The organism is Tepidimonas sp. (genome assembly GCF_036825565.1).
Classification (GTDB): Bacteria; Pseudomonadota; Gammaproteobacteria; order Burkholderiales; family Burkholderiaceae_C; genus Tepidimonas.
Genome location: NZ_DAISXZ010000027.1, coordinates 1 through 26,582 on the forward strand (window position 1 = coordinate 1; position 26,582 = coordinate 26,582).

At 68.3% G+C, this 26,582-nt stretch carries 25 protein-coding genes and 1 pseudogene; 7 read left to right on the forward strand and 19 right to left on the reverse strand.

Annotation, left to right across the window (positions count from 1 at the left end; translation table 11 throughout):
• The 3 genes and pseudogenes from V7026_RS05370 to V7026_RS05380 form a co-directional block, all read left to right on the forward strand.
• A pseudogene (locus V7026_RS05370) lies at nucleotides 1-566 on the forward strand (hypothetical protein); the annotation flags it as partial.
• Nucleotides 567-923: 357 nt separating this feature from the next.
• Complete coding sequence (rpoD, locus tag V7026_RS05375) at nucleotides 924-3,233, forward strand: RNA polymerase sigma factor RpoD (protein WP_334154301.1); 2,310 nt, start codon at nucleotides 924-926, stop codon at nucleotides 3,231-3,233.
• A gap of 115 nt (nucleotides 3,234-3,348) precedes the next feature.
• Nucleotides 3,349-4,782: a methyl-accepting chemotaxis protein gene (locus V7026_RS05380; RefSeq protein WP_334154302.1), complete on the forward strand. Its 1,434-nt coding sequence runs from the start codon at nucleotides 3,349-3,351 to the stop codon at nucleotides 4,780-4,782.
• A gap of 43 nt (nucleotides 4,783-4,825) precedes the next feature.
• On the opposite strand, the gene V7026_RS05385 is transcribed toward V7026_RS05380, so the two are convergent.
• The 9 genes from V7026_RS05385 to V7026_RS05425 all read right to left on the reverse strand — a co-directional run bounded on the left by V7026_RS05385 (nucleotide 4,826) and on the right by V7026_RS05425 (nucleotide 12,079).
• Complete coding sequence (locus tag V7026_RS05385) at nucleotides 4,826-5,677, reverse strand: class III extradiol dioxygenase family protein (protein ID WP_334154303.1); 852 nt, start codon at nucleotides 5,675-5,677, stop codon at nucleotides 4,826-4,828.
• Between the two features lie 26 nt (nucleotides 5,678-5,703).
• Nucleotides 5,704-6,066: a protocatechuate 4,5-dioxygenase subunit alpha gene (locus tag V7026_RS05390; protein WP_334154304.1), complete on the reverse strand. Its 363-nt coding sequence runs from the start codon at nucleotides 6,064-6,066 to the stop codon at nucleotides 5,704-5,706.
• Between the two features lie 286 nt (nucleotides 6,067-6,352).
• A complete protein-coding gene (locus tag V7026_RS05395; protein ID WP_334154306.1) occupies nucleotides 6,353-7,336 on the reverse strand; it encodes a Gfo/Idh/MocA family oxidoreductase in 984 nt (327 codons plus the stop codon).
• Nucleotides 7,333-8,190 (reverse strand): class III extradiol dioxygenase subunit beta, encoded by an 858-nt coding sequence (locus tag V7026_RS05400; protein ID WP_334154307.1) that lies wholly within the window; start codon nucleotides 8,188-8,190, stop codon nucleotides 7,333-7,335. The genes V7026_RS05395 and V7026_RS05400 overlap by 4 nt, the downstream gene beginning before the upstream one ends.
• 23 nt (nucleotides 8,191-8,213) lie before the next feature.
• Nucleotides 8,214-8,654, reverse strand: a complete 441-nt coding sequence (ligA, locus tag V7026_RS05405) for a protocatechuate 4,5-dioxygenase subunit alpha (RefSeq protein WP_334154308.1) — start codon at nucleotides 8,652-8,654, stop codon at nucleotides 8,214-8,216.
• A gap of 4 nt (nucleotides 8,655-8,658) precedes the next feature.
• The gene (locus V7026_RS05410) at nucleotides 8,659-9,612 is read right to left on the reverse strand and encodes an amidohydrolase family protein (protein WP_334154309.1); all 954 of its coding nucleotides are present in this window, start codon (nucleotides 9,610-9,612) and stop codon (nucleotides 8,659-8,661) included.
• Nucleotides 9,613-9,625: 13 nt separating this feature from the next.
• Nucleotides 9,626-10,312 carry a 4-carboxy-4-hydroxy-2-oxoadipate aldolase/oxaloacetate decarboxylase gene (gene ligK, locus V7026_RS05415; RefSeq protein ID WP_334154310.1) on the reverse strand — a complete coding sequence of 229 codons (687 nt, stop codon included), beginning with the start codon at nucleotides 10,310-10,312 and terminating at the stop codon, nucleotides 9,626-9,628.
• 37 nt (nucleotides 10,313-10,349) lie between these two features.
• Nucleotides 10,350-11,390 (reverse strand): amidohydrolase family protein, encoded by a 1,041-nt coding sequence (locus V7026_RS05420; protein ID WP_334154311.1) that lies wholly within the window; start codon nucleotides 11,388-11,390, stop codon nucleotides 10,350-10,352.
• A 29-nt stretch (nucleotides 11,391-11,419) separates the two neighbouring features.
• On the reverse strand, nucleotides 11,420-12,079 hold the full coding sequence (locus tag V7026_RS05425; RefSeq protein WP_334154326.1) for a substrate-binding domain-containing protein: 660 nt from the start codon (nucleotides 12,077-12,079) through the stop codon (nucleotides 11,420-11,422).
• 189 nt (nucleotides 12,080-12,268) lie between these two features.
• On the opposite strand from V7026_RS05425, the gene V7026_RS05430 reads away from it, so the two are divergent.
• On the forward strand, nucleotides 12,269-13,255 hold the full coding sequence (locus V7026_RS05430) for a LysR substrate-binding domain-containing protein (RefSeq protein WP_334154312.1): 987 nt from the start codon (nucleotides 12,269-12,271) through the stop codon (nucleotides 13,253-13,255).
• Here V7026_RS05430 and V7026_RS05435 read toward each other — a convergent pair.
• From V7026_RS05435 to V7026_RS05475, 9 genes are all read right to left on the reverse strand, one after another.
• Nucleotides 13,173-13,673 (reverse strand): DUF1932 domain-containing protein, encoded by a 501-nt coding sequence (locus V7026_RS05435; RefSeq protein ID WP_334154327.1) that lies wholly within the window; start codon nucleotides 13,671-13,673, stop codon nucleotides 13,173-13,175. The two genes, V7026_RS05430 and V7026_RS05435, sit on opposite strands and share 83 nt — an antisense overlap.
• A gap of 171 nt (nucleotides 13,674-13,844) precedes the next feature.
• Nucleotides 13,845-15,167 (reverse strand): TRAP transporter large permease, encoded by a 1,323-nt coding sequence (locus V7026_RS05440; RefSeq protein WP_334154313.1) that lies wholly within the window; start codon nucleotides 15,165-15,167, stop codon nucleotides 13,845-13,847.
• A gap of 1 nt (nucleotide 15,168) precedes the next feature.
• Nucleotides 15,169-15,690, reverse strand: coding sequence for a TRAP transporter small permease (locus V7026_RS05445; RefSeq protein ID WP_334154314.1), 522 nt, complete (start codon nucleotides 15,688-15,690; stop codon nucleotides 15,169-15,171).
• A 96-nt stretch (nucleotides 15,691-15,786) separates the two neighbouring features.
• Complete coding sequence (locus V7026_RS05450) at nucleotides 15,787-16,830, reverse strand: TRAP transporter substrate-binding protein (RefSeq protein WP_334154315.1); 1,044 nt, start codon at nucleotides 16,828-16,830, stop codon at nucleotides 15,787-15,789.
• A 296-nt stretch (nucleotides 16,831-17,126) separates the two neighbouring features.
• Nucleotides 17,127-18,443, reverse strand: a complete 1,317-nt coding sequence (gene fahA / locus V7026_RS05455; RefSeq protein WP_334154316.1) for a fumarylacetoacetase — start codon at nucleotides 18,441-18,443, stop codon at nucleotides 17,127-17,129.
• A 57-nt stretch (nucleotides 18,444-18,500) separates the two neighbouring features.
• Nucleotides 18,501-18,707 (reverse strand): DUF2783 domain-containing protein, encoded by a 207-nt coding sequence (locus V7026_RS05460; RefSeq protein ID WP_334154317.1) that lies wholly within the window; start codon nucleotides 18,705-18,707, stop codon nucleotides 18,501-18,503.
• Between the two features lie 40 nt (nucleotides 18,708-18,747).
• Complete coding sequence (locus V7026_RS05465) at nucleotides 18,748-20,358, reverse strand: FAD-dependent oxidoreductase (RefSeq protein WP_334154318.1); 1,611 nt, start codon at nucleotides 20,356-20,358, stop codon at nucleotides 18,748-18,750.
• 2 nt (nucleotides 20,359-20,360) lie between these two features.
• Entirely contained in the window at nucleotides 20,361-20,903 is a 543-nt protein-coding gene (locus V7026_RS05470) for a VOC family protein (protein WP_334154319.1), read from the reverse strand.
• A gap of 32 nt (nucleotides 20,904-20,935) precedes the next feature.
• Entirely contained in the window at nucleotides 20,936-21,892 is a 957-nt protein-coding gene (locus tag V7026_RS05475; protein WP_334154321.1) for an MBL fold metallo-hydrolase, read from the reverse strand.
• A gap of 173 nt (nucleotides 21,893-22,065) precedes the next feature.
• Between V7026_RS05475 and V7026_RS05480 the strand changes: the two genes are divergently transcribed.
• Complete coding sequence (locus V7026_RS05480; protein WP_334154322.1) at nucleotides 22,066-22,884, forward strand: IclR family transcriptional regulator; 819 nt, start codon at nucleotides 22,066-22,068, stop codon at nucleotides 22,882-22,884.
• Nucleotides 22,885-22,897: 13 nt separating this feature from the next.
• Here the strand turns inward: V7026_RS05480 and V7026_RS05485 are convergent, their stop codons facing one another.
• Nucleotides 22,898-23,677, reverse strand: a complete 780-nt coding sequence (locus tag V7026_RS05485; RefSeq protein WP_334154323.1) for an enoyl-CoA hydratase/isomerase family protein — start codon at nucleotides 23,675-23,677, stop codon at nucleotides 22,898-22,900.
• Between the two features lie 153 nt (nucleotides 23,678-23,830).
• Here V7026_RS05485 and V7026_RS05490 point away from each other — a divergent pair, with 153 nt between their 5' ends.
• Nucleotides 23,831-24,619: a crotonase/enoyl-CoA hydratase family protein gene (locus tag V7026_RS05490; protein ID WP_334154324.1), complete on the forward strand. Its 789-nt coding sequence runs from the start codon at nucleotides 23,831-23,833 to the stop codon at nucleotides 24,617-24,619.
• Nucleotides 24,620-24,671: 52 nt separating this feature from the next.
• On the forward strand, nucleotides 24,672-26,582 hold a 1,911-nt coding region (locus tag V7026_RS05495), incomplete at its 3' end, for a feruloyl-CoA synthase (RefSeq protein WP_443082316.1).

Genomic DNA, 26,582 nt, shown 5'->3' on the forward strand with positions numbered 1-26,582 from the left:
CCCCAGCCCAGGATGCCGCCAGCCCCCCGCCTGCACCGCGCGTGCGCTGGCCCGCGCGGCCGGACCCGGCGGCGCTGCAGGCGCGCCGCGCCGCGCGCGGGCTGCTCGGCCGCGGCGACCGCATCGCGCGCATCGTGCTGACCACGCCCGCGGCCTGGGACTGGCTGACCGCCGACGACCACGCGCTGCTGGCGCAGGAGCCGCCGCCACACGGGCCGCTGTTCGCCTGGCTGGAGGCGCAGTGGCTGGAGCACGGCCCGCAGCCGTGGGCGGCGCTGCGCGAGGGGCTGCATGGCCAGCCGTTCGAGGCGCTCGCCGTGGCACTGCACGACAGCGGCCTCGGGCTCGCTCGGATGGACGACGGCCTAGCAGACGACACCCCGACCGACGCCGCCGAGATGCGGCGCGAACTGCGCGAGCTGTTGCGGCGCATGCGCATCGAGGCGCTCAAGCAACTGGAAACGGCGCTGCTCGCCCGCGCCGGCTCCGACCCGCATGCGCAAGCCCGCTACCGCGAGGTGTTGGCGGAGCGCAACCTGTTGCAACAGGGCGACGATTCCTTATAATACAGGGTTTCGCAAGTGCGACAGCAGCACCTCCGGACAGGGCCATAGGTCGGACTGGCGGCGCGGGCCCATCCCGCCGACCACCAGTCGCGCACGCGGGACGACACCCCGTTGGCCAGGGTGCGACAGGCGCCCGCCCCGCAAGGACTGCACACCAAATGTTCGCCCACCCCGCTTGCGAAGCCGGCCGGCTACCCCATCTGGGCGTGGCCGCGCGTCGATGTCGTTGCCTGCGTGCCTGGGCGTGCGTGTCGCCACCCGGGGCATCCCACGTTCGACGGCGTCGTCCCCGCCGGTCGTTTTCCGCTCGTCCGACCCCGTCAGGCCCGGCCCCGCACCGGGCAGAAAGCGTTTGCCGTGAGCACCCGTTCCAAGAAAACCGCTGCCAGCCCCGCCGAAACCCCCGAAGCCGTGTCCGCACCCGCCGCCCCGGCACGCAAGCGCACGAGCCGAACGGCCACCGCCGCCGCGGCCGACGCGGCCGTGACGCCGGGGGCGACCACGGCCGCCGCCGCCGAAACGACGGCCACGGCATCCGCGGCCGAGAAGCCCGCGCCTAAGACCGCCGCCAAAACCGCCAAGGCCGGAGCAACGTCCAAAGGAGGCGCCAAGCGCGGCCGCAAACCAGCCAAGAAGGCCGAAGAAGACGTGTTCGACGACGCCGAGCTGGGCGACCTCGACGACGATCTGGTCGATGAGGAAGTCGAGGCCGTTACCGACGAGACTGCGGAGGCCGAGCCGACGGAGAAGGCCAAACCGCTGCGCATGAAGCTGTCCAAGGCCAAGGAACGTGCCCTGATGAAGGAGTTCGGCCTGGACGACACGGTGCTGACCGAGGAAGAAGCCAAGCTGCGCCGCGAAAAACTCAAGCAGCTCATCAAGCTGGGCAAGACCCGCGGCTACCTGACCCACGGCGAAATCAACGACCACCTGCCGGACAAGTTGGTCGAGCAGGAGACGCTGGAAGTGGTCGTCTCGCTGCTCAACGACATGGGGGTGGCGGTCTATGACCAGACGCCGGACGCCGAAACGCTGCTGCTGACCGGCGCGCCCACCGCCGTGACCACCGAGGAGGAGGCCGAAGAGGAAGCCGAGGCCGCCCTGTCCACCGTGGACAGCGAATTCGGCCGCACCACCGACCCGGTGCGCATGTACATGCGCGAAATGGGCACCGTGGAGCTGCTCACGCGCGAGGGCGAGATCGAGATCGCCAAGCGCATCGAAAGTGGGCTGCACAAGATGATGGCCGCGATCTCCGAGTCGCCGGCGATCATCCACGACATCCTCTTGATGGCGGAGGAAATCCGCGACGGCAAGACGATCATCTCGGCCATCGTGGACGGCTTTGCCGATGCCGACGAGGCCGACGACTATGTCGCGGAAGAGGACTTCGACGACTACGAGGACGACGACGATGGCAAGGGGGGCTCCAAGGCACTGACGCGCAAGATGGAGGAGCTCAAGCGCGAGGCGCTGGAGCGCTTCGACGCCATCCGCGCGCTGTTCGACGAGCTGCACCAGGTGTACGAGCAGGACGGCTGGGGCTCGCCACGCTATCAGGCCGTGCAGGCGCGCATCACAGAGACGCTGATGACCATCCGCTTCACGGCCAAGGCCATCGAGACGCTGTGCGACAAGGTGCGCCAGCAGGTGGACATGGTGCGCAAGGTCGAGCGCGAGCTGCGCCGCATCATCGTCGACAAGTGCGGCATGCCGCAGGAAAAATTCATCGCCGACTTCCCGCGCAACCTGCTCAACCTGCAGTGGGTGGAGCGGCAGGCCGCGGCGGGCAAACCCTGGAGCGCGGTGCTCGGGCGCAACATCCCCGCCATTCAGGAGCTGCAGCAACGCCTGATCGATCTGCAGACCCAGGTAGTGGTGCCGCTGGATCAGCTCAAGGCAATCCACAAGCGCATGAACGAAGGCGAGGCCACTTCTCGCGACGCCAAGCGCGAGATGATCGAGGCCAACCTGCGCCTGGTCATCTCGATCGCCAAGAAGTACACCAACCGCGGGCTGCAGTTCCTGGACCTGATCCAAGAGGGCAACATCGGGCTGATGAAGGCGGTGGACAAGTTCGAATACCGCCGCGGCTACAAGTTCTCGACCTACGCCACCTGGTGGATCCGTCAGGCGATCACCCGCTCGATCGCCGACCAGGCGCGCACCATCCGTATCCCGGTGCACATGATCGAGACGATCAACAAGATGAACCGCATCAGCCGCCAGCACCTGCAGGAGTTCGGCGTCGAGCCAGATGCCTCCATCCTGGCGGAAAAGATGGACATGCCGGAGGACAAGATCCGCAAGATCATGAAGATCGCCAAGGAGCCGATCTCGATGGAGACGCCGATCGGGGACGACGATGACAGCCACCTGGGCGACTTCATCGAGGACACGGCCAACGTGGCGCCGATGGACGCCGCGATGCAGGCCGGCCTGCGCGACGTGGTCAAGGAGATCCTGGACACGCTGACCCCGCGTGAGGCCAAGGTGCTGCGCATGCGCTACGGCATCGATATGTCCACCGACCACACGCTGGAAGAGGTCGGCAAGCAGTTCGACGTCACGCGCGAGCGCATCCGCCAGATCGAGGCCAAGGCGATCCGCAAGCTCAAGCACCCCAGCCGGTCCGAGAAGCTGCGCAGCTTCCTCGACAACCTTTGACATCGATCACGGCAGCCTCGCAAAAATCTGCGACACTTAAACGGCATCGATGGCAAAACGGGTGGAATCGGTCCAAACCGCTCCGCTTCTTTTGCTTTGAAAGAGGAGAGACTCCGTGACCGCCGCCCCGTGCGACCCGTTGCTGCCCATCTACCGCCGGGGCGACCTGGCCATGCTCGCCGCGCTTGCGCTGTACGCCGTCGCGTCGGTGCCGATTCTGCTGCTGATGCAACGGCCGGGGCTGAGCCTGGGGGCGGCGCTGGCGTGGCTGGTCGGCCTGTCGCTGCCGGGGGTGATCGGCTTTGTGACGCTGCGCGGCACGCTGGCTGGTCGGCTGCTGCTGGCGACATCGCTGTCCACGCTGGTGATGCTGCACATCCAGGTCTCGGCCGGGATGATCGAGTTCCACTTCGGCGTGTTCGTGACGCTGGCGCTGCTGATGACCTACCTGGACTGGCGCCCAGTGGTGTGGTCCGCAGCGCTGTTTGCGGTGCACCACGTGGCGTTCGACCGCCTGCAGGCGGCTGGCTGGGGCCTGTACTGCCTGAGCGAGCCGAACTTTCCGGTCATCTTCCTGCACGCCATCTATGTGGTCGTGCAGACCGGCTTCGAGGTGATGCTGATCCTGTGGCTGGCGCGTCAGGTGCGCGACAACGCCGAAGTGGCCGCGCTCGCCGACAGCCTGTCCCGCGGCGGGCATGTGGCGCTGGATGTGGCCCACCTGCGCGCCACGACGCCGCTAGCGCAGCGGCTCAAGGACGTCATCGGCCGCATCGCCACCGCCGTCAGCGGCATCCGCGGTGCCGTGCAGCAGATCGAAAATGCCGCGGGCGAGATCGCGGGCGGCACGCAGGATCTGAGCCGCCGAACCGAGAGCGCGGCGGCGAGCCTGCAGCAAACCGGCGCCAGCTTGCAGCACCTGACCGACAGCGTGCAACACAGCGCCGATGCGGCACGCAGTGCCAACGAGCTGGCTGCGCAGGCCGCCGACACCACACGCCGCGGCGGCGAGACGGTGGCGCAGGTGGTCAGCACGATGGGCGAGATCCAAGCCAGCAGCCAAAAGATCGCCGACATCATCGGCGTCATCGACGGCATCGCGTTCCAGACCAACATCCTGGCGCTCAACGCCGCGGTGGAGGCTGCGCGCGCTGGCGAGGCCGGACGGGGCTTTGCCGTGGTGGCCGGCGAGGTGCGCGCGCTGGCGCAGAGGAGCGCCCAAGCCGCGCACGAGATCAAGGCGCTGATCGAAACCAGCGTCGCCAAGGTGCAGGCCGGCAGCGCCCAGGTGCAGCAGGCAGGTCAGACCATGGACGACATCGTGCAGGCCATCCAGCGCGTGGCGGACACGATCGGCGAGATCACCCACACCGCGCGCGATCAGAGCGAAGGCATCCGCCAGGTCAACGCCGCAATGAGCCAGCTTGACCAGAGCACGCAGCAGAACGCGGCGCTGGTGGAGCAGTCGGCCGCGGCGGCCGAGGCGTTGCGCGAGCAGGCGCAACGGCTGCTGCAGGCGGTGTCGGTGTTTCAGCTGGGCGCGGCCTAGGCCACGGCGCCCCTGACCCGCGGCCCGGCGCTGGGCGCTCCGATCAGGGCACAGCTTCCAGCGCAATGACGCCGGTGGCGGTGTTGGAGATGGGGATGTAGTAGTTGCGGTGCACCAGCCGCACGCCGCTGCCAGCCTCGGTGAGTGCGGCGCGCATGGCCAGCCACATCAGCAACTCCACCCCTTGCGTCCCGGCCAATTCGACCAGCTCGCGGTCGCTGAACCGGGTAGCCCACTCGGGGTTGGTCTCCATGCTTTGCAGAAACTGCAGGTCGAAGCGCTTGTTGATGAAGCCTGCGCGCTCGCCTTCCAACTGGTGACTCAGCCCGCCGGTGGCCATCACGGCGACCCGCCGGGTGTCGCCCCAGCGGCCGATGGCGCGCCCCACCGCCCGCCCCAGCGCATACACGCGCCGGGCCGGCGGCAAGGGAAACTGCACCGTGTTGATGTGGATGGGCACGATGCGCACCGGCGCGGGGAGCTGGTCGGGCCAGAACAGTTGGAAGGGGATCGTGCAGGCGTGGTCCACACGCATCTCTTGGCAGACTGTCAGGTCGAATTCCGCCGCGGTGAGCTGCTCGACCAGGTGCCACGACAGCTCCGGGCAACCGGCCAGCGGCGCCGTGGTCGGGATGCCCCAGCCCTCGTCCGCATGGTGGTACTCGGCCGCGGCCCCGATGGCAAAGGCCGGTAGCTTGTCGAGAAAGAAGTTCAGCCCATGGTCGTTGTAGAACACGACGACGACCTCGGGCTGCACCTGCCGCAGCCAGGCGTGGATGGGGGGAAAGCCGTCGAAGAACGGCTTCCAATACGGCTCGGCCTGTTTGCCTTTGGCAATCGCGTTGCCGATCGCGGGGATGTGCGAGGTGGCCAAGCCACCGACGATCTGGGCCATCGGAACGTCTCCTGCAGCGGTGGGCCTCAACACTGCTGGTTGGCGGCCACCAGCTTGTCCTGGAACTCGGCCTTGGTCACGCCAGTCTGTTGCGCACCAATGTCCTGCATATCCCAGCCGAATATGCCGGCCAGCTTGGCCAGGTAATAGGCGTTGCCACCGGCGGCCAGCATGCGCAGCACCTGACCGCTGCGCACGGCGGCTTTTTGCTCCTCGCTCAGGCCGAAGCGGGCCATGTAGGCCTCCGCGTCGGCTCGGAAGGCCTCGCGGTTGGCGGCCTCGTTGAAGGAGAAGCACATTTTGTTGAGCGCATAACCGCGCTGTGCCAGCGCGCCGTCGAAGGGTTGCGTGCCGGGGATGGCGCGCGTCGCAGGGGTGTGCGGGTCCATGGGCTTGCGGTCTAGAGGGATCGGGTCCCGAAGCGGTACACGGCAACCGCTGGGGAATTTAAAAGCGCTCGGTGTCCACCTCGTCTTCGCTCAGAGCGTTTTAGCGCGCGCCGCTGACGGCCTGCGGGGTGAAGGTGGCGTCCAGCGCGGCGAACTGCAGCCCAGGCCAATGGCCGAGACTTCGAACGGCCCCAGGCGCCGCGTCGGCCACGGCGCCGGCGGCGCTATCAGGGCGGGCGCCGTTTGGCCACCCACGAAACTGCCCGTCATGCTCGCTTCTCCGGGATCAACGCGGCGCCGGGCCGTTGTCCGCCAGCAGCTGCTGCTCCAGATGGTGCAGCACCTGGTAGCACGGCAGCACTTGGGCCACGCTGGCGTTGGGCTCGCGCCCCTCGCGGATGGCGGCGAAGAACTCCCGGTCTTGCAGCTCGATGCCGTTCATCGAGACGTCCACGCCGCTGACGTCCACCGGCGTCTCCGGCCCCTTGCTGTGGCACTGCACCAGGTCGTCGTAACGGGCGATGTAGGTGCCGCTGTCGCCGACGTAGCGGAAGAACGTGCCCAGCGGTCCGTCGTTGTTGAACGACAGGCTCAGCGTGCAGATGGCACCGCTGGCCGCCTTGAGCTGGATGCTCATGTCCATCGCGATCCTGAGCTGCGGGTGGTACGGTCCCTGGATCGCGTGCGCCTGCACGATCGGGCTGCGCGTCTGGTAGGCGAACAGGTCCACCGTATGCGCCGCGTGGTGCCACAGCAGGTGGTCGGTCCAACTGCGCGGCTGGCCCAGCGCGTTCATGTTGGTGCGACGGAAGAAGTAGGTCTGCACGTCCATTTGTTGGACGGTGTAGTCGCCCGCCACGACGCGCCGGTGAATCCACTGGTGGCTGGGGTTGAAGCGGCGGGTGTGCCCCACCATCGCCACCAGCCCGGTCTGGCGCTGCAGGGCCAGCACCTCCTCGCCCTCGCGCAGCACGTCGCACAGCGGGATTTCGACCTGCACGTGCTTGCCGGCCTGCAGGCACGCCTTGGCCTGGGCGGCGTGCAGCGGCGTCGGCGTGCACAGGATGACGGCGTCCACCTCCTTCATCGCCAGCGCCTCGGCCAGTTCGGTGGTGGTGTGCGGCACGCCGTACTGGGCGGCCACCTCGGCGGTCTTGGCCGGCTCGCGGCCGATCAGCGAGACGACCTTGACGTCGGGGATGTTGCTGATCGCGTCCAGGTGTTTCTGGCCAAAGGCACCCGGCCCGGCCAGGGCGACTTGGATGGTCATACGGCGTTCTCCAGGATCAGGTGGCCCACGGCGGTGTTGCTCGCGGGCACGTGGTAGAAGCGATGCGCGACGCGCGGTTTGGGGCCGCCGGCCACATCGGCCATCGCGCCGCGCGCGATCAGCCACATGACCAGTTCGATGCCCTCGCTGCCGGCCTCGCGCACATATTCGACGTGCGGCACCTCGGCCAAGCCGGCCGGCTCGTCGATCAGGCGATCGAGGAAGCGGTTGTCCCACTCGCGGTTGATGAGCCCCGCGCGCGGCCCCTGCAACTGGTGGCTCATGCCGCCGGTGCCCCAGATCTGCACCTTCAGGTCCTTGTCGAAGCTCTCGACGGCGCGGCGGATCGCCTGCCCAAGCGCAAAGCAGCGCCGCCCCGACGGCACCGGGTACTGCACCACGTTGACCGCGAACGGAATCACCTTGAACGGCCACTCGGCCGGCTGACCGCACATCAGCGACAGCGGCACCGTCAGGCCGTGGTCGACGGCCATCTTGTTGACGATCGTGAGGTCGAAGTCGTCCTGGATGACGCTTTGCGCGATGTGGCTGGCCAGCTCCGGATGGCCAATGACCTCGGGCACGGGCCGCGGGCCCCAGCCCTCGTCGGCGATGGGAAAACGCGCCGCGGAGCCGATGGCTAACGTCGGGATCAACTCCAGGCTAAAGGCGGTGGCGTGGTCGTTGTAGACGAGGAAGACCACGTCGGGCATGTGCTCGCGCAGCCACTGCTGGGAAACCTTGTAACCGGCGAACAGCGGTTGCCAGTACGGCTCGTGGGTCTTGCCGTGGTCGAGCGCTGCGCCGATGGCGGGCACGTGGCTGGTGTAGACGGAGGCGGTGATGCGCGCCATGGGATCGTCTCCGGAAATGGGGCTCAGAACAGACGGCCGCTGCCGTGACCCTGCGGCTGGCGGTGCGGCTGGGCGTCGCCGTCTTCGCCGAGGCGGCGGTTGCCGTCGATCCGCCGCCCGCCGGCCAGCATCATCGCGCGGTACTCCTCCTCGGTCATGCCGGTCATCGAGCCGGCCATCTGCTGAAAGCTTTTGCCGTGCGTGGCGCCGAGCTTGGCGAGGAAGTAGATGTTGCCGCCGAGCTGGATGCAGCGGTTGAGGTCGCCATCCAGCACAGCCTGCTTTTGCTCCTCGGTCATCTGCCATTCGTCGAGGTAGCCGCGCCGGTCCGCCAAATAGCGGGCGCGGTTCTCGGGTTTCATCAGGCTCATGCAGAACTGGTTAAGCCAGTAGCCTTTGCGGCTCTGGTCGGCGTCGAAGATGACGGTGCCGGGGATGTCGGCGTAGGGTTTGTGCAAGGCCATCGCGTCAGGCTCCTTTCGACTCGTCGGGCCAGTACAGGCCCATGGGGTTGTCCACCAGCAGCCGGCGCAGGTGCGCCGCGTCCGGGACGATGTGCGCCAGCCAGTCGACCAGCAGCCCATCGTCGGGCATGTGGTCCTTCAGGTTGGGGTGCGGCCAGTCGGTGCCCCACAGCACACGGTCGGGAAAGGCCTGCACCAGGTGGCGCGCGAACGGGATCACGTCGGCGTACGGCGGTTGGTCTGGCCCACAGCGCCCCGGCAGCGCCGGCGGCCCCGAGACCGAGAGCCGCTCCGGGCAGCTGACCTTGGTCCAGATGTGGGGGTGCTCACGCAGCAGGCGCACGAACAGGCTGAACTGCGGCCCGTCCACCGGCTGGGTCACGTCCGGGCGGCCCATGTGGTCCACCACCACGGTGGTCGGCAGCGCGGTGAAGAAGTCCCACAGCTGCGGCAGGTCCGCTGCCTCGAAGTAGACGACGACGTGCCAGCCCAGCGGCGCGATGCGCTGCGCGATCTGCAGCAGCTCGTCCTTCGGCGTGAAATCGACGAGCCGCTTGACGAAGTTGAAGCGCACGCCGCGGATGCCGGCGGCGTGCAGCCGCTCGAGTTCGTCATCGCTGACGTCGCGCCGCACCGTGGCCACGCCGCGCGCGCGTGCGCCACTGGCCAGGCAGGCGTCCACCAGCGCGCGGTTGTCGGTGCCGTGGCAGGTGGCCTGCACGATGACGTTGCGCGCAAAGCCCAGATGGTCGCGCAGCGCGAACAGCTGCTCCTTGCTGGCGTCGCAGGGGGTGTACTTGCGCTCGGGCGCGTACGGAAAGCGCGCGCCGGGGCCGAAGACGTGGCAGTGCGCGTCCACCGCGCCTTCGGGCAGCCGCAGGCGCGGCCGGCTCGGGCCGTCGTACCAGTCGAGCCAGCCGGGGGTCTTGGCGAAGCCGCCGGTGGTGGGTCGGTCCATGCTGGCCTCCCGCTCAATCGACGTAGCGCAGGCCAGCCTGGGCCAGCGCCGGGCGCATGTCGTACATGTCCAGCCCGAGCACACCGCTGGCGAGCTGGGCGCGCTTGGTGGCCTCGGCGGCCTCGCGCCGGCGTGCCGCCTCCAGCGTCGTGGCGGCCTTCTCACGCGGCACCACCACCACGCCGTCGTCGTCGGCGACGATGACGTCACCCGGGTGCACCAGCGCACCGGCGCACACCACGGGGATGTTGACCGAGCCGAGCGTGGCCTTGATCGTGCCCTTGGCGCTGATGCACTTGCACCAGACCGGAAAGCCCATCTCGGTGAGCGTGCGCACGTCGCGCACGCCGGCGTCGATCACCAGCGCGCGCGCCCCGCGCGCCTGAAAGCTGGTGGCCAACAGATCGCCGAAGTAGCCGTCGCAGCACTCGGCGGTCAGGGCCGCGACGACCACGTCACCGGGCTGGATCTGCTCGGCCACCACGTGCATCATCCAGTTGTCGCCCGGGTGCAGCAGCACGGTGACCGCCGTGCCGCTGACCTGCGCGCCCGCGTAGATCGGGCGCATGTAAGGCTTCATCAGGCCGACGCGGCCCATGGCCTCGTGCACGGTGGCGCTGCCGAAGGCCGCCAGCGCATCGGCGACGGCGCGGTCGGCGCGCACGATGTGGCGGTAGACGACGCCGAGTTCGTAGTGCATGGTGGGGGCTCCTGAATAGACGGTCGGGCGCGGCGGCTCAGAGGCCGCGCGCCTTGAGCTTGGCGTCCAGCCGCGGAAAGACGCGGCGGGCGTTGGTCTCGAACACCTTGCGCCGCGCGGCCTCGTCCAGGTGCGGCGTGGCCAGCACGTAGCGCTTGGTGTCGTCGTAGTGGTTACCGGTCTCGGGGTCGATGCCGCGTACGGCGCCGATCATCTCGCTGGCAAACAGGATGTTGTCCACCGGCACCACGCGCGTCAGCAGGTCGATGCCGGGCTGGTGGTAGACGCAGGTGTCGAAAAACACATTGCCCAGCAGATGCTCGTGTAAGCGGGGTTTTTTGAGTTCCTGCGCCAGCCCGCGGTAGCGGCCCCAGTGGTACGGGGCCGCCCCGCCGCCGTGTGGGATGATGAAGCGCAGCGTCGGAAAGTCCTTGAACAGGTCGCCCTGGATCAACTGCATGAACGCCGTGGTGTCGGCGTTGATGTAGTGCGCCCCGGTGGTGTGGAAGCACGCGTTGCACGAGGTGCTGACGTGGATCATGGCCGGGATGTCGTACTCGACCATCACCTCGTAGATCGGGTACCACCAGCGGTCGGTCAGCGGCGGCTCGCGCCAATGGCCGCCGGAGGGGTCGGGGTTGAGGTTGAGGCCGACGAAGCCGTACTGCTCGATGCACGTGCGCAGCTCGGGGATGCAGGTGCGCGGATCGACGCCGGGCGACTGCGGTAGCATGGCCGCGCCGACGAAGTGCTCGGGGAAGAGCTGCGTGACGCGGTAGACCAGCTCGTTGCAGATCGCCGCCCAGGTGGCCGAGGTCTGGAAGTCGCCGATGTGGTGCGCCATGAAGCTGGCGCGCGGGCTGAAGACGGTGAGATCGCCGCCGCGCTCGCGCATCTTGGCGAGCTGGTTGGTCTCGATCGACTCGCGGATCTCGTCATCGCTGATGCGCAGCTCGTGCGGGCTGGGGGCATGGGCCGGATCGCCCAGCGTGGCGATCTGGCGGTGGCGCCAATCCTCCAGCGCCTTGGGGGCGGTGGTGTAGTGGCCGTGGACGTCGATGACGAGCGGGGGTCGCATGGGGTGTTCCTGGGGGATCGGACGGGGGGTCAGGCCGGGCGCATGCCCTGGCGGCGTTTAGCGGCTTCGGCCGCTGGCGAGGCCATGAAGGCCAGCAGCGCACGCACCGCCTCGGGGTGCTGGCTGGTGCGGGCCACGGCCCCGGAAAACACGGTGACGATGTCGATTGGGGGCGGCAGGATGCCCAGCAACCGGATGCCCTCGACGTGGATGAGTTCGCTCAGCTGCTGAAAGCCCAGATCGATTTCGCCCCGCGCCAGCAGGGCGCCCACGGGCACGCCCGGTGGGGGCACCACCAGCTTGGGCGCGACCTGGTCCGCAATGCCCCAACACGCAAAGCGCTGCGCCAGCGCCTGCCCGCTCGGGCCGGTCGAATACCCGATGCGACGGGCGGCCAATACCGCGGCACGCACCGCGGCCTCGGTGCCGATGTCCGGCGCCGGGGCATCGGCGCGCACCGCCACGCCCACGTCGGAGCGCACCAAATCGACCCGGCTGCCGGGGAACAGATGGCCGGCCGCCATTAAGCGGTCGATGGCATCGGCCGCCAAAATCACCACATCCACAGCCTCGCCCGCCTCGACGCGGCGGGCGGCATCGACCCCGCCCAGCGACTCGATGTCCACCGGGCCGCCGCCCGCAGCACGCCACGCGTCCACCACGTCGGTCAGCACCAGCCGCGTCGCCATGGAGGACAGACCACGCAAAGGGGACGGGGCATCGGCCGACGGCAAGGAATGGGGCATGGACTGATTGGCGGTGTCGCGGGTCATAAGCCACCATTCTGACGCGGATCTGGTTATGCCAGAATATGCCGATCAGACTATCTGGTATCGCAATTTTGTATCGATAGGAGCCGCCAAAGCGGCGGGACGGCCGTGGACCTGAAACAGTTGGAATACTTCGTGCGCGTGGCCGAGCTGGGCAGCTTCACGCGCGCGGCGCATGCCCTAGGCGTCGCCCAACCCGCGCTGAGTCGACAAATCCGCCAACTGGAGGTGGAGCTACGCCACAACCTGCTGTTGCGCAACGGCCGCGGGGCCATCCCGACCGAGGCCGGCCAGGTACTATTGGCGCACGGACGCGGTATCCTGCACCAGGTGGAGCGCGCGCGGGAGGAACTGGGTCGTGTGCGCGGGGCGCTGGCGGGGCGCGTGGCCATCGGCCTGCCCCCCAGCCTGGCCCGTCTGCTGGCGGTACCGTTGACACGCGCCTTCCGCCGCGCCCTGCCGGAAGCCACGCTCACCATCGCCGAGGGCCTGTCCGCCGCCATGTGGGACCAGGTGCACCAAGGCCAGCTCGACCTGGCGCTGGTCTACAACCCGCCCGTGTCGGCCGACCACCAGGTCGAGCCCCTGTTCGACGAGACGCTGGCGCTGGTGCAGGCCCGCCCGCCGGGGCTGGCCAACGCTTCGCCACTGCCCATTCCCCTGGCCGACGTCGCCGCCCTGCCCTTGATCATCCCCAGCCGCCCCAATGCGCTGCGCATGCAGGTGGAGGCGGCCCTGGCGGCGCTGGGGCACAAGCCGCACGTGGTGCTGGAAATCGACGGCGTGGCCGCGATTTTGGAACTGGTGGCCGAGGGGCTGGGCTGCGCCATCCTGTCGCCCCACGCGGTGGCGAGCTGGACGCGCCCAAGCGCCCTGCAAACCCGACCGATCACCCAGCCGGAACTGCGCCCGCGCGTGGCTCTGGTCAGCAGCGCCCACCGGCCCGGCACACGCACCCAACAGGCCGCGGCCGATGTGATCCGCGCACTGTGCCAGGAACGCCTCGGCGCGATCAGCGAGATAGCGGATCGTCGCCCGAGCGCCGCGCCGCTAACAGCGCATCCGCCCACTGCTGCCACACCGCCGGATCGCTGACCCCGCCAAACGCGCCGACGCGCCGCTGCGCCGCCATCCAGTCGTCCTTGTCGGCGATGGCGCGGGCCATCAGCGGCTCGAAGCCCGCCTCGGCCACGGTGCGGGCGACTTCGCGCATCTCCTCCGCGCGGCGCTGACCATGCTGCGCCACCCGGCTGTAAAAATAGGCCGCCTGCGCCGGCCAGTCAATGCTCGGAAACGTCTCTTGCAGCGTGGCGATCATCGCGTGCTCCACCCCGTAGTGGCGGGCTGCGGTGAAGCCCTCGATGACCAAGGCCTCCAGGCCTTTGATCATGACGCTGCGGCACATCTTGGTGGCCGACGCCACGCCCAGGCGGTCGGACGCCACCTGCACCTGCATGCCCCAGCCTTGCACGATGGGCTGCAACGCCGCTGCATGAGGGCCGCCCAGCAACATGGGCACGCGCGCGCACTTCGTCGCGGGTGTCGGCGTGGACGAGCTTGACGTCCCAGCCGCCCAGCCAACGCAGGCCCTGGAGGGCCAGGGCCCGGGCCAGGATCGTCCCCACCTCCCCCAGCCCGACCAAGCCGACGCGCGTGACCGCCGGCACGCTCTCACCGGCATTGCTCACGACGTCATCCACAGCGCAAACAGCGTGATGCCAGGGAAAGCGGCCAGGATGGCCGTGCGCACCAGATCGCTGATGACGAACGGCGTGACCCCGCGGTAGGTCTGCACGATCGGTACGCTGCGCGCCATGTTGTTGATGACGAACAGGTTCATCCCCACCGGCGGGGTGATCAGACCGACCTCCACCACGATCAGGACCAGGATGCCGAACCAGATGGCGGTTTCCTCCGGCGTCATGCCGAAGTCCAACCCCATGATCATCGGGAAGAAGATCGGGATGGTGAGCAAAATCATGGACAGCGAATCCATGACGCAGCCCAGCAGCAGGTAAATCACCAGAATCAGGGCGAGCACCAGCCACGGGCTAAGGCCCTGGCCAATGACCCACTGGGCCAGTTCCTGCGGCAGTTGCGACAACGCCAAGAAGGTGTTGTACAGCCCCGCGCCCAGCACGATCATGAAAATCATGCCCGTGGCGATGGCAGTGCCGAAGATGGCCTCGCGCAGCGTCTTGGCATTGAGCCCGCCCGCCAGCCACGCCGCCAACCCGGTGCCGAAGGCGCCGACCGCGGCCCCCTCGGTCGGGGTGAAGATGCCGGTGTAAATCCCGCCCACGACAGACAGAAAAATGACGATCACCGGCCAGGTGCTGCCCAGGGCTTTCCAGCGCTCGGCCATGGGGACGGGCGCCATGCGCCCAGCGCTGTCGGGCTTGAGGCGCACATAAATCGAAATCACGATGATGTAGCCGACGGCGGCCAGAATGCCCGGCACGAACGCCGCGAGGAACAGCTTGGCGATGTTCTGCTCGGTCAGGATGGCGTAGATGACCAGCACCACCGACGGCGGGATGAGGATGCCGAGCGTGCCGCCCGCGGCCAGACAGGCCGTGGACAGGGCGCCGGAATAACCGGCCCGCCGCAGCTCGGGCAAGGCCACCTGCCCCATGGTGGCCGCCGTGGCCAGCGAGGAGCCGCAAATGGCCCCGAAGCCCGCACACGCCCCGACGGCGGCCATGGCGACGCCGCCTTTGTAGTGGGCGATCCAGGCCTCCGCCGCCTTGAACAGCGACCGCGACAGCCCCCCCAGCGCGGCGAACTGTCCCATCAGCAGGAACAGCGGGATCACCGACAGGTTGTAGTTGGAAAAGGTGGTGAATGTCACCTGCTTGAGCTGATTGAGCAGCGGCACGGGAGTGCCGTACACCAGGTACGCCCCGACCAAGCCGCACACGGCCATGGCCAGCCCGATGGGCACGCGAATGAAGATCAGCGCCAACAGGACCGGAAACGACCATGCGGCCAGTTCGATTACCGTCATCTCAATGCACCCCCGCGGATTCGACCGGCCAACCCTCGGGATAGCGCGCCAGTCCGAGATTGATCAACGTCTTGGTAACGTAGGCCAGACAGCCGACGAGCGCGCCCACGAAACAGGCGGCATAGGCCCACCACACCGGCATTTGCAGGATGAAGGTGGTCTCCAGGTATTCGCGCTTTTCGAGCATACCGTCCCACAGCTTCCAGGTCAGTATCAGCCACAAGGCCAGCATCAAAACATCGCACACCATCGAGACCGCCTTTTGCAAAAAGGCCGGCAGGTGGTTGTAGAGCAGGTCCACGGTCGCGTGCCCGCCGCGCAGGTAGGTCCACGGCAGAAACAAAAACACCGCCACGCCGGTGCCGACCTCCACCAGCTCGAAATCGCCCGGCACCGGTCCGAGCCCCACGCCGGAAAGCGCCCGGCCGGTGATGCTGGTCACGCTCATGAGCGTGATGACGCACAGCACCACCCCGCCCACGATGGCCGACCAGCGCGCGAGTCGAAATACCCAAGTCGTCATGTTGATCTTCTCGTCTGTGAGGTGCCCCGGCGCGGGGGCCGCAGTTGGCAAAACGCGCATGGCGAATCGCCATGCGCGCGCCCACTGCACGACAGTTTACTTGGCGTACTTGGCCAGCAGCGCGCGGGCCTCGCTCACCAGTTGCGCACCGTCGATGCCCTTGGCCCGGACTTCCTTGACCCAGTCGTCCTCCACGCTGCTGGCGGTGCGCAGCCAGCGCTGGGTCTCGGCCAGCTCGAGCTGGGTGATCTTGTTGCCGGCCTTGGTGGCGATCTCTCTGCCGCTCTTGTCACCCTGGTCCATCGCCTGACCAAAGAAGGCCGACGTCTGCGCCCCCGAATTGTCGTCGATGACCTTCTTGAGATCGGCCGGCAGCGACTCGTACTTGGCCTTGTTCATCGAGAACGCAAAGGCCATGTTGTAGAGCGCCTTGTCGCCGGCGAAGGTGGTGTGGTTCTTCACCATCTCGTGCACGCGCACGGACGGGCCCACCTCCCAGGGAATGGTGGTGCCGTCGATCACGCCTTTGGACAGCGCCTCGGTGACCTGCGGCACGGGCATACCCACGGGCGTAGCGCCCAGTTTGGTCAGCATGTTGTTGACGATGCGCGTGCCACCGCGGATTTTCATGCCGCGCACGCTCTCCAGCCCCGTGACGGGCTGCTTGGTGTGGAGCAGGCCCGGACCGTGGGTGTGCACCGCAATCAGCTTGACGTCCTTGAACTCGTCCGCCGCAAAGCGCTGCGCGAATTCCCAGGCCGCGCGCGAGGTGATCTCGCCGGCGCGGTCGTTGTTCGGGGTGATAAAGGGCAGCTCGAACACCTCCATCTTCGGAAAGCGGCCGGGGGTGTAGCCCAGCACCGTCCAGGTCACATCGGCCACGCCGTCGCGCGCCTGATCGAACAACTGTGCCGGCGTGCCGCCCATCTGCATGGCCGGGAAGATCTGCACTTTGATGCGGCCACCGGACTCGGCCTCGATCTTCTTGGCCCAGGGCTCGATGGCCAAGCGTGGCACAATGGCCTGCGCGGGCAGAAAGTGGCGCACGCGCAGCGTCACCTGCTGTGCCCACGCGGCACCGGCCAACAGCGCGCCACCGAGGGCGGCGGTCAGTGCACGAAGCGACCAGGGGGTTTTCATGTCATGTCTCCTGCGGATTGCGATGGCGCGGGTGGCCGCGCGAGGGTGGATATGCCGAAAATAACCAGCACACTGACGATTATTGCAATGAACCAATTGGTGTGCCGATTTCTAACCTAGGGGTTTGCCCTAGGCGCCCGAGACCGTCGGCCCAACGGTCGTGCGCATGAACTGTAGTGCGCGCCGTCGGCTTGCAAAATGGCCATAGCAAACAAACTGCTATTGCAAAACGCAATACCCAGTCTCCGTCCCCAGGCCACGGCCCGGCAGCCGGTCCCCACGCTGGAGGCACACCATCAGCCGCGGGCGGGCAGCACCGTGCCGCGGCACTCGCCGAAGCCGATGCGCGCCGCCCCCGGCGCCTCGCACCAGCCGCGCAGCACGACCGTGTCGCCGTCCTCCAGATAGGTGCGCTGCTCGCCACCGGGCAGGCTCAGGGGCTGTTTGCCGCCGAGCGTCAGCTCGATGACGGCCGCCGCCTGCTCCAGCGTCGGGCCGGAGAGCGTGCCGGTGCCCAACAAATCCCCCGGCTGCAGATTGCAGCCATTGACTGTGTGGTGGGCCACCATCTGCGCCACGGTCCAATAGGCGTGGCGGTAGCTGGTCTGCGCCACCACGTGGTCGGCCATCCCCTGCTCGCGCATGCGCGGCGTCTGCCAGCCGATCGACAGGCGGATGTCGAACGCCCCCTGCGCGCGGTTGGCCGGATCGTCCAGGTACGGCAGCGGCTGGGGATCGGTGGCCGGCCGCTCGAAGGGGACGCGGTACGGGGCCAGCGCCTCTAGCGTCACGACCCAGGGCGAGATCGTGCTGGCAAAGTTCTTGGCCAGGAAAGGCCCGAGCGGCTGGTACTCCCAGGCCTGGATGTCGCGCGCCGACCAGTCGTTGAGCAGCACGATGCCGAACACATGCGATTCGGCCTCGGCCACCGGGATCGCGTCGCCGAGCGCGTTGCCGGGCCCAACGAAGATGCCCAGTTCCAATTCGATGTCCAACCTCCGGCTGGGCGCGAGGGTGGGCGCCTCGGCGTCCGGCGCCTTGACCTGCCCGCGCGGCCGGTGGAAGGCCTGCGGCGACACCGCGATGCTGGAACTGCGGCCGTGGTAGCCGATGGGCACCCATTTGTAGTTGGGCAGCAGCGGGTTGTCGGGCCGGAACTGGCGGCCGATGTTGGTGGCGTGGTGAACCGAGGTGTAGAAATCGGTGTAGTCGCCGATGCGCGCCGGCAGCCCGTACTCGGCCTCGGCCTGTGGCACCAGACAGGGCTCGATCACGGCGCGTTGGGGGCTGCCCTCGCGCAGCGCCCGCGACAGCGCCAGCCGCAGTGCGCTCCAGTGGGCCGACCCCAAGGCCATCAGCGCATTGAGCTGCGGCTGAGCGGCCGCAGCCAGCGCCTCGGCGGCCATACCCGCGAACGGGTGGACCCGGTGCAGCGCCGCCAGATCGACGATGGCGTCACCGATCGCCACCCCGCCGCGCCAGGATTCGCCGCGATCACGACGGCGAAAGCTGGCAAACGGCAGGTTCTGGATGGGAAAGTCGTGACCCGGGCGTTGGGCACCGTCCACCCAGCTGCGCAGGGCGGGGTCGTGGGTTTCGTTGAGCAAGGACATGGGCGCCAAAGGCGGGGGCGGGGTATCGCGCTAGAAGCAATCCGACCAGCGCAGCGTTCAGGCGGCGGTCGCGAGGGTGTTGGCGCGGGCCAGCGCGATCGCCTCGGACAGCACGGCGCGGTCGCCGACGTGGTTGGCCAGGATCAGCACGAGCTTGGCGAGGAACATCTCCGCCTGCTCGTCGCCAAGGTCGCGCTGGGCGTTGATCAGCTCCTCGTAGAAGGCGTCGTGCTCGGCGATGTTGGGTTGACGGTTCAGAGACATGGCTTCACGGTGCGTTGGCAGTCGGGAGGTCAGGCGACGATCAGGCCAGGCTGCGGCCGAGCGCCCGAGCGAGGGCGGCCTCGGCCGCGGCGCGGTCGAAGCGGCGCCAGCGGGCTGCGACGTACTGGTCGGGGCGGATCAGGTACACCGTGCCCGGCTGACCATCGTAGCGCTGGGTGAGCACGCCGGCGCGGTCGACGATGTCCCGGCCGACCTGCAAGACCGCGGCTTCGACGTTGCCGACGCGCACCGGCTCGGCGGGCCCGAAGCTCAGCAGCACGAAACCCCGGCCGAGCTCGTTCAGCAGCCAGCCCGGACGGCCGTCGACTTCGACCGGGGCATCGGCGCAGTTGGTTCCCGGCGTCATGCGGCCGGCGAACGATTCGGCATCCGGCGTGTTGAGCGGCGAGTGCACGTAGGGCGTCGGCGTGGACAGCCGTCCGCTGTTGACCAGCGGGCGCGCGAACGGCTCGGTGCGCGCCAGCTCCAACACCGCGTTGCGCAGCCGCAGCGAGGTGCGGCTCTTGGGCGTGATGAAGTCCGTGGAGCGGGTGGAGTTCAGCAAGTTGTCGTCGGCGGCGAAGGCGCGCTCGTCGTGGTAGGTGTCCAGCAGGGCCTCGGGCGCGTCGCCATCCAGCACGGCCTTGAGTTTCCAGCTCAGGTTGTCGCAGTCCTGCACCCCGCTGTTGGCCCCACGCGCGCCAAACGGCGAGACCTGGTGCGCCGCATCGCCGGCGAAGAACACCCGCCCGTGGCGGAAGCGGTCGATGCGCCGGCAGGCGAACTGGTACACCGACACCCACTCCAACTCGAATGGCACATCCGGCCCCAGCATGGCCTGGATGCGCGGGATGACGCGCTCGGGCTTCTTCTCCTCGTTGGGATCGGCGTCCCAGCCGAGCTGGAAGTCGATGCGCCAGACGTTGTCGCACTGTTTGTGCAGCAGCACGCTCTGGCCGCGGTGGAACGGGGGATCGAACCAGAACCAGCGCTCGGTCGGGAAGTCCGCTTTCATCACCACGTCGGCGATCAAGAAGCGGTCCTGGAAGAACTGGCCAGTGAAGTCCGCGCCGATCATGCGGCGCGTGTCGCTGCTGGCGCCGTCGCAGGCGATCAGCCACGACGCCTCGGTCTTGAAGATGCCGTCGGGCGTCTCGATCGTCAGCACCACGTGGTCGTCGTGCGTCTCGATCGCCAGCACCTTGTGCTTCCAGCGCAGGTCCACCAGGGGCGACTCGTCACAGGCGCGCACCAGTCGCTCTTCCAGGTAGTACTGCTGCAGGTTGATCATCGCCGGCATCTTGTGGTGGTCCTCCGGCAGCAGGTCGAACTGGTAGACCAGCTCGTCGCGGAAGAAGACCTTGCCCACCTTCCACTGAATGCCCTGGGCGACGAAGTCCTCGGCCATCCCCAGGCGGTCCCAGATCTCCAGCGGCCGCTTAGCGTAGCACACCGCACGCGAGCCAACGCTGACCGTGTCATTGTCGTCGAGCACGACGGTGGGGATGCCACGGGCGGCACAGTCCAGGGCCTGCGTCATGCCCACAGGGCCAGCGCCGATGACGACGACCGGGTGACGCACCCGCCGGCCATCGCGCTGCTCGTCGCTCTGCCGATACTCGTACTTGGGATAGGTGTAGGTGTGCAACATGTTCAGTCGACGGCGTGGAACTCTTTTTCGTGCATCCAGGCGGCGTGCTTCGGCGCGCGCTTGGTCTGGGCCCACTCGTTGAGCATGTCCCACTTGACCGCATCGAGCTTCTCGTACATGTCGGGCGTGCCGACATCGGCCGCCAGTTCCACGCGGTGGCCGTTCGGGTCGAAGAAGTAGATGCTCTTGAAGATGGTGTGGTCCGTCACGCCAACGACGGGGATGCCGGCCGCCTCCAGGCGCGCCTTGGTCTCCTCCAGCGTCTGCACGCTGTCCACCTTGAAGGCGATGTGCTGCACCCATTCGGGGGTATTGGTGTCGCGCCCCATGGCCGGCGAGTTGGGCAGCTCAAAAAACGCCAGCACATTGCCCTGCCCCGCGTCGAGGAACACGTGCATGTACGGGTCCGGCGCCTTGGTGGAGGGCACCCGGTCCTCGGCAATCGCCAGCACGAAGTTCATGTTTAGGTGCTTGACGTACCACTCGACGGTTTCCTTCGCGTCCTTGCAGCGGTAGGCGACGTGGTGGATGCGTTGAATCTGCATGGTCGGTCTCCTCTCGGGTGGCGAAGGCGGCATCAGCCTTCCAGGGTCTCCCACATCTGGCGGTCGCGCTCGGCGGTCCAGATGCGGGGGTCGGGATATTGCGTGGCCTCGTCGTAGCAGCGCGTGACGTCGAAAGGCATGCAATGGTCGAAGATCACCCAGTGGCCGTACTTCGGCTGCAGCCGCGCGTAGGTGTCCTTGTAGACCGTCTTGAGGTCCTTGCCGGCCTTCACCCCTTCCTGGACGCAGGCGTACACGTCGGAGATGAACGCCTTGGTGCCGGACAGGCCCACCTGCACCTGCTCGGGCGCGGTCAGCGCCGCGCCGCGGCCAGGCACGAGTTTTTCGGGCTTCAGCGCCGCGAGGTTGTCCAGCGTCTGCGGCCAGTCGCGGAAGTAGGCATCACCGGCGTAGGGCGTCGCGTCGAACTCCACCAGGTCGCCGCTGAACAGGATCTTCTCCTGCGGCAGCCAAGCCACCGTGTCGCCCTTGGTGTGGCCACGGCCCAGTTGCAACAGTTGCACCTCCAACTTGCCCAGCCAGATCGTCATTTTGCCGGTGAAGGTGATGGTGGGCCACGTCAACCCCGGCGGCACCGACTCCACCGCCCGGAACAGGCGCGGAAAGCGCCCGATCTCGCTGGCCTTGTCCTGCTCGCCGCGCTCGACGATCAGGTCGTAGGTGTCCTGGCTGGCGATGATGTGCTCGGGCTGGTAGGCGCTGGCGCCCAGCACGCGCACCGCGTGGTAGTGGCTCAGCACCACATATTTGATCGGCTTGTCGGTGACCTCGCGGATGCGGCGGATGACATCCTGCGCCATCACTGGCGTGGCCTGGGTGTCGATCACCATCACCGCGTTATCCCCCACGATGACGCCGGTGTTGGGGTCGCCCTCGGCCGTGTAGGCGTAGGCGTGGTCGGACAGCTGGGTGAAGCTGACCTGCTTGTCCTGCAGGTCGGCCTGGCTGGCAAAGGCTTTGGTGCTCATCGGGGGGACTCCGTGGGTGCAGGCCAAAAATTCATCCATACCTAACGCATTCGTCATACAACAACGCGGATGATACGCGAGGTCGTTGTACCATGTCTAACGAATTCGACTAAGTAAAAACCCTGACCCCGGTGCGCCAGAGCGGCCCGACCGGCGGCCCGACAATGATGGACATGAATCCAGCACGGCAACCCTCCCTGGCGACGGACGGCGGTCTGGGCGACGAGGCCGAGTCGCGCGGATCACGCGGCATTCAGAGCGTGGAGGTGGGGGGGCAGTTGCTCAAGGCGCTGGTGCGCAGCGGCTCGGCCCTGCCGCTGAAGGACTTGGCGCGCGCCGCGGGCATGGCCGCGGCCAAGGCGCACCCCTATCTGGTGAGCTTTGGCAAGATCGGCCTGATCGAGCAGGACCCAGTCAGTGGTCACTACGGCCTGGGGCCGTTGGCGTTGCAGTTGGGGCTGATCGGGCTGCAGCAGGTGGACCCGGTGCGGCTGGCGGTGGCCGAGCTGCCTGCGCTGGCGCAAGCGGTAGGCTGCACGGTGTCGGCCGCGGTGTGGGGGCCGGTGGGCCCCATCATCGTGCATGTGGAGCACGGCCCCACGGCCGTGCATGTGGCCATGCGCCACGGCACTCCGGCGTCGCTGCGCCACACGGGCACGGGCAAAATCTTTGCCGCCTTTGCGCCCCCCGCGGCGGTGACCGAGGCCCTGGCGCGCGAGGGCGAAACGCACGCCCTGCAGGATCCGGCCTTCGTGGCCGAGCTGGACGCCATCCGACGCGAGCGCCTGAGCCGCGTGCGCGACGAGCTGCTGCCCGGCATCAGCGCGATGGCGGTGCCGGTGTTCGACGGCTTTGGCCGCCTGGCCCTGGCGATTGCCGCCATCGGCCCCAGTGCCCTGCTCGACCTGAGCCCGGGCAGCACCCAAGCCCACGCCCTGCGCACCGCCGCCGAACGGCTGTCGCAACGGCTGGGGGCCATTGGCGGTCTGTGACCGTCGCGCGGGATCAACGGCCCTCGAAGCGGGCGGGGCGGCGCTCGGCAAACGCCGCTCGGCCTTCGGCGAAGTCGCGGCTGGCGTGGGTCGCCACCTCGCGCGCGCGCCAATCGTCCGGGCGGCGCTCCCCCAGGGCGATGTCGTGCAGTGTCTGTTTCATGCCCTGGACGGCCAGCGGTGCCAGGGCCAGCACCTGCGCGCACCGGCGGCGCACGGCGGCGTCCAAGTCGGCGGGCTCGACCAACTCATCCAGATAGCCCAGCGCCAGCAGTTCGGCCGCGCCCAGCGGTTCCGCGAACAGGAACAGCCGGCGCGCCGCCGACAACCCCAGCGTGGCCACGCAGCGGCGCATGCCGCTGGGGTAGTAGTGCAGGCCCAGCGCGGCTGCGGGCATGCGCAGCTCCATCCCCTGGACACCGATGCGAAAGTCGCACGCCAAGGCCAGGTCGGTGGCCCCGCCATAGACACTGCCGGCCAAGGCCGCGACCGTGACCGGGCGCGCCCGGGCCAGCGCGTCGGCTGCATGGGCAAAGGCATCGACGGCCGCCCCGGCATCCGCCCCGAATCCGCCCAGGTGGAAACCGGCACTGAAGACCGGCGCATCCGGCAGCACACGCGCGTTGAGTACGAGCACACGCACCGAGGAATCGCGGTTGGCCGACTCGACATGGCACACCAGCGCGCGCAAGTCTTCGTCGTGCAGGCGGTTGCGATGGCGCGGGCGGTTGAGGGTGATCGTGGCCACACCGTCGCGGACCGCGTAGAGGGGGCTGGAAGCGTCGTCGTGCATGGCACGGGAGTATGCCGCTCCCGCCGGGCTCGTCCGGAATGGCGCCGGGATCGGAGGATACGGAAGGATATGGCGTCTGCGGGTTTCCCCGGATCCGAAACGGGGCGTGGTGCCGCTACATTCCACTTATCGTTATTTTTTGTAACTGTATTCATGAATGCCACCCCCGATCTCCAAGCCGTCGACGTTACCCTGGACGGCGCCGTCGCCATCGTTCGGTTGCGGCGCCCGGCCAAGCGCAATGCCCTGTCGGATGGGCTGATCCTGGCGCTGCGCCAAACCTTCGAAACCCTGCCGGAGGCCGCGCGCGCCGCGGTCATCTGCGGCGAGGGCGAGCACTTCTGCGCCGGGCTGGATCTGTCGGAACTGCGCGAGCGCAATGCTGGGGAAGGCGTGATGCACTCCCGCCTGTGGCACACGGCGCTGGAAGCCATCGAGAAGGGCCGCGTGCCCGTGGTGGCGGCCCTGCATGGCGCCGTGGTCGGGGGTGGGCTGGAGCTGGCCAGCGCCTGCCATGTACGCGTGGCGGACGACAGCGCGTACTTTGCCCTGCCCGAAGGCTCTCGCGGCATCTTCGTGGGCGGCGGCGGTTCGGTGCGTATCCCAAAACTGATCGGGGTGCCGCGCATGATGGACATGATGCTGACCGGCCGGGTCTACGACGCCGAGGCTGGCGAGCGCATCGGGCTGGCCCAGTACCGCGTGCCAGCGGGCCAGGCGCTGCCCAAAGCGCTGGAGCTGGCCCGCCGCATCGCCGAGAACGCCCCGCTGACCAACTTTGCGCTGATGCACGCCCTGCCCCGCATTGCCGAGCAGGCCAGCGACCACGGCCTGTTCACCGAGGCGCTGATCTCCGCCATTGCCCAGGCGGCACCGGAGGCCAAGGCCCGGCTGCGCGCCTTCCTGGAAGGCAAGGCCGCCAAAGTGCGCAAAGACGCCTGAGCGGGCCGCCCACGACACGCACGACCAGAGAGGACGAGGAGACATGAACGCGATGGACATTCCACCGGGGCCGCCCGATGCCGCACAGGCGCCGTTTCGCCCGCTGCGCTTTGGCGTGACGCGCGTGCAGGTGCGCGACGGCGAGCGCGGCACCCATTACCTGCGTGCCGAGCAGGCGCTGCAACCCCACCCCGACCGCCTGACGGATCGCCTGCGGCACTGGGCGCACACCCGACCGCAGCGCACGCTGTTCGCCCGCCGCCGGCGCGAGGTGCGCGAGGACGGCACGACGGGGCTGGGTGACTGGCAGCACGTCACGTTTGCCGAGGCCTGGCAGACCGCGCGCGCGATTGCCCAGGGCCTGCTGTCGCGCGGCCTGTCCGCCGAGCGGCCGGTGCTGATCTTGAGCGAAAACAGCCTGGAGCACGCGCTGTTGGCGCTGGGCTGTCTGGTGGCGGGCATACCCTGGGTGCCGGCTTCGCCGGCCTATGCGCTGCTCAGCAGCGACTTCGACAAACTGCGCCACGTCTGGCGAACGGTCACCCCGGGCCTGGTGTTCGCCCAAGATGCCCGCTACGCCCGCGCCATCCAGGCCGTGGTGCCCATCGACACGGAGACGGTGCTGGCCGAAGGCGCTCTGCCCGATCGCCCCACCACGCCGTTCTCGGCGCTGGCGTCCACCCCCGCGACCGGCGCCGTGGACGCCGCCATGGCCGCCACGGGGCCGGACACCATCGTCAAATTTCTGTTCACCAGCGGCTCGACCAAGGCGCCCAAGGCCGTCATCAACACCCAGCGCATGTGGTGCGCCAACCAGCAGCAAATGACGCAATCCATGCCGGTGCTGGCCGAAGGCGACCTGGTGCTGGTGGACTGGCTGCCGTGGAACCACACATTCGGCGGCAACCATAACTTCGGCATGGTGCTCTACCACGGCGGCACGCTCTACATCGACGACGGCAAACCCACGCCGGCGCTGATCGGCGAGACACTGCGCAATCTGCGCGAGATCGCACCGACCGTGTATTTCAACGTGCCGACGGGGTTCGAGGCGATCGCCCACGCGATGAAGACCGACGACGCCCTGCGTCGCACCCTGCTGTCGCGCGTGCGCATGTTCTTCTATGCCGGCGCGGCGCTGGCCCAACCCATCTGGGACAGCCTGTACGAGAGCGAGGTGCGCGAGACCGGCGAGCGCATCGTCATGACCTCCGGCCTGGGCATGACGGAGTCGGGGCCGTTTGCGCTCTTCGTCACCAGCCCGGATGTGCGCGCGGGCGACCTGGGCATCCCCACCCCGGGCCTGGAAGTGAAGCTGGTGGACATCGAGGGCAAGACCGAGGTGCGCTACCGCGGCCCCAACGTCACGCCCGGCTACTGGCGCAACCCCGACGAGACGGCCGCCGCCTTCGACGAGGAAGGGTTCTTTCGCTCCGGCGACGCGGTGCGCTGGATCGACGAGACCGACGTGCACCGCGGCCTGCGCTTCGACGGCCGCATCGCGGAGGACTTCAAGCTCGCCACCGGCACCTTCGTCAGCGTCGGCCCGTTGCGCGCACGCCTGATCGCAGCGGGCGCCCCCTACGTGCAGGACGCGGTGATCACGGGCCTGAACCGCAACGAGGTGGGCGCGCTGGTGTTCCCCACCCCCCGGGTGCGCGAGCTGTGCCCGCTGCCGCCCGATGCCTCGCTGCACGACGTGGTCGAACACCCGGCGGTGCTGGCGCACTTCCAGCGCGTGGTCGACGAGCTGGCGCGGCAGGCCACCGGCAGCGCCAACCGCGTCGCCCGACTGGTGCTGCTGGCCGATCCGCCCACCATCGACCGCGGCGAGATCACCGACAAAGACTCGATCAACCAACGGGCGGTGCTCACCCACCGCGCCGAGACGGTGGAGCAGCTGTACGCCGATGCGCTGCGCCACATCGTCAAACCCACCGTCCAGCCCCCGACCGACACCCCC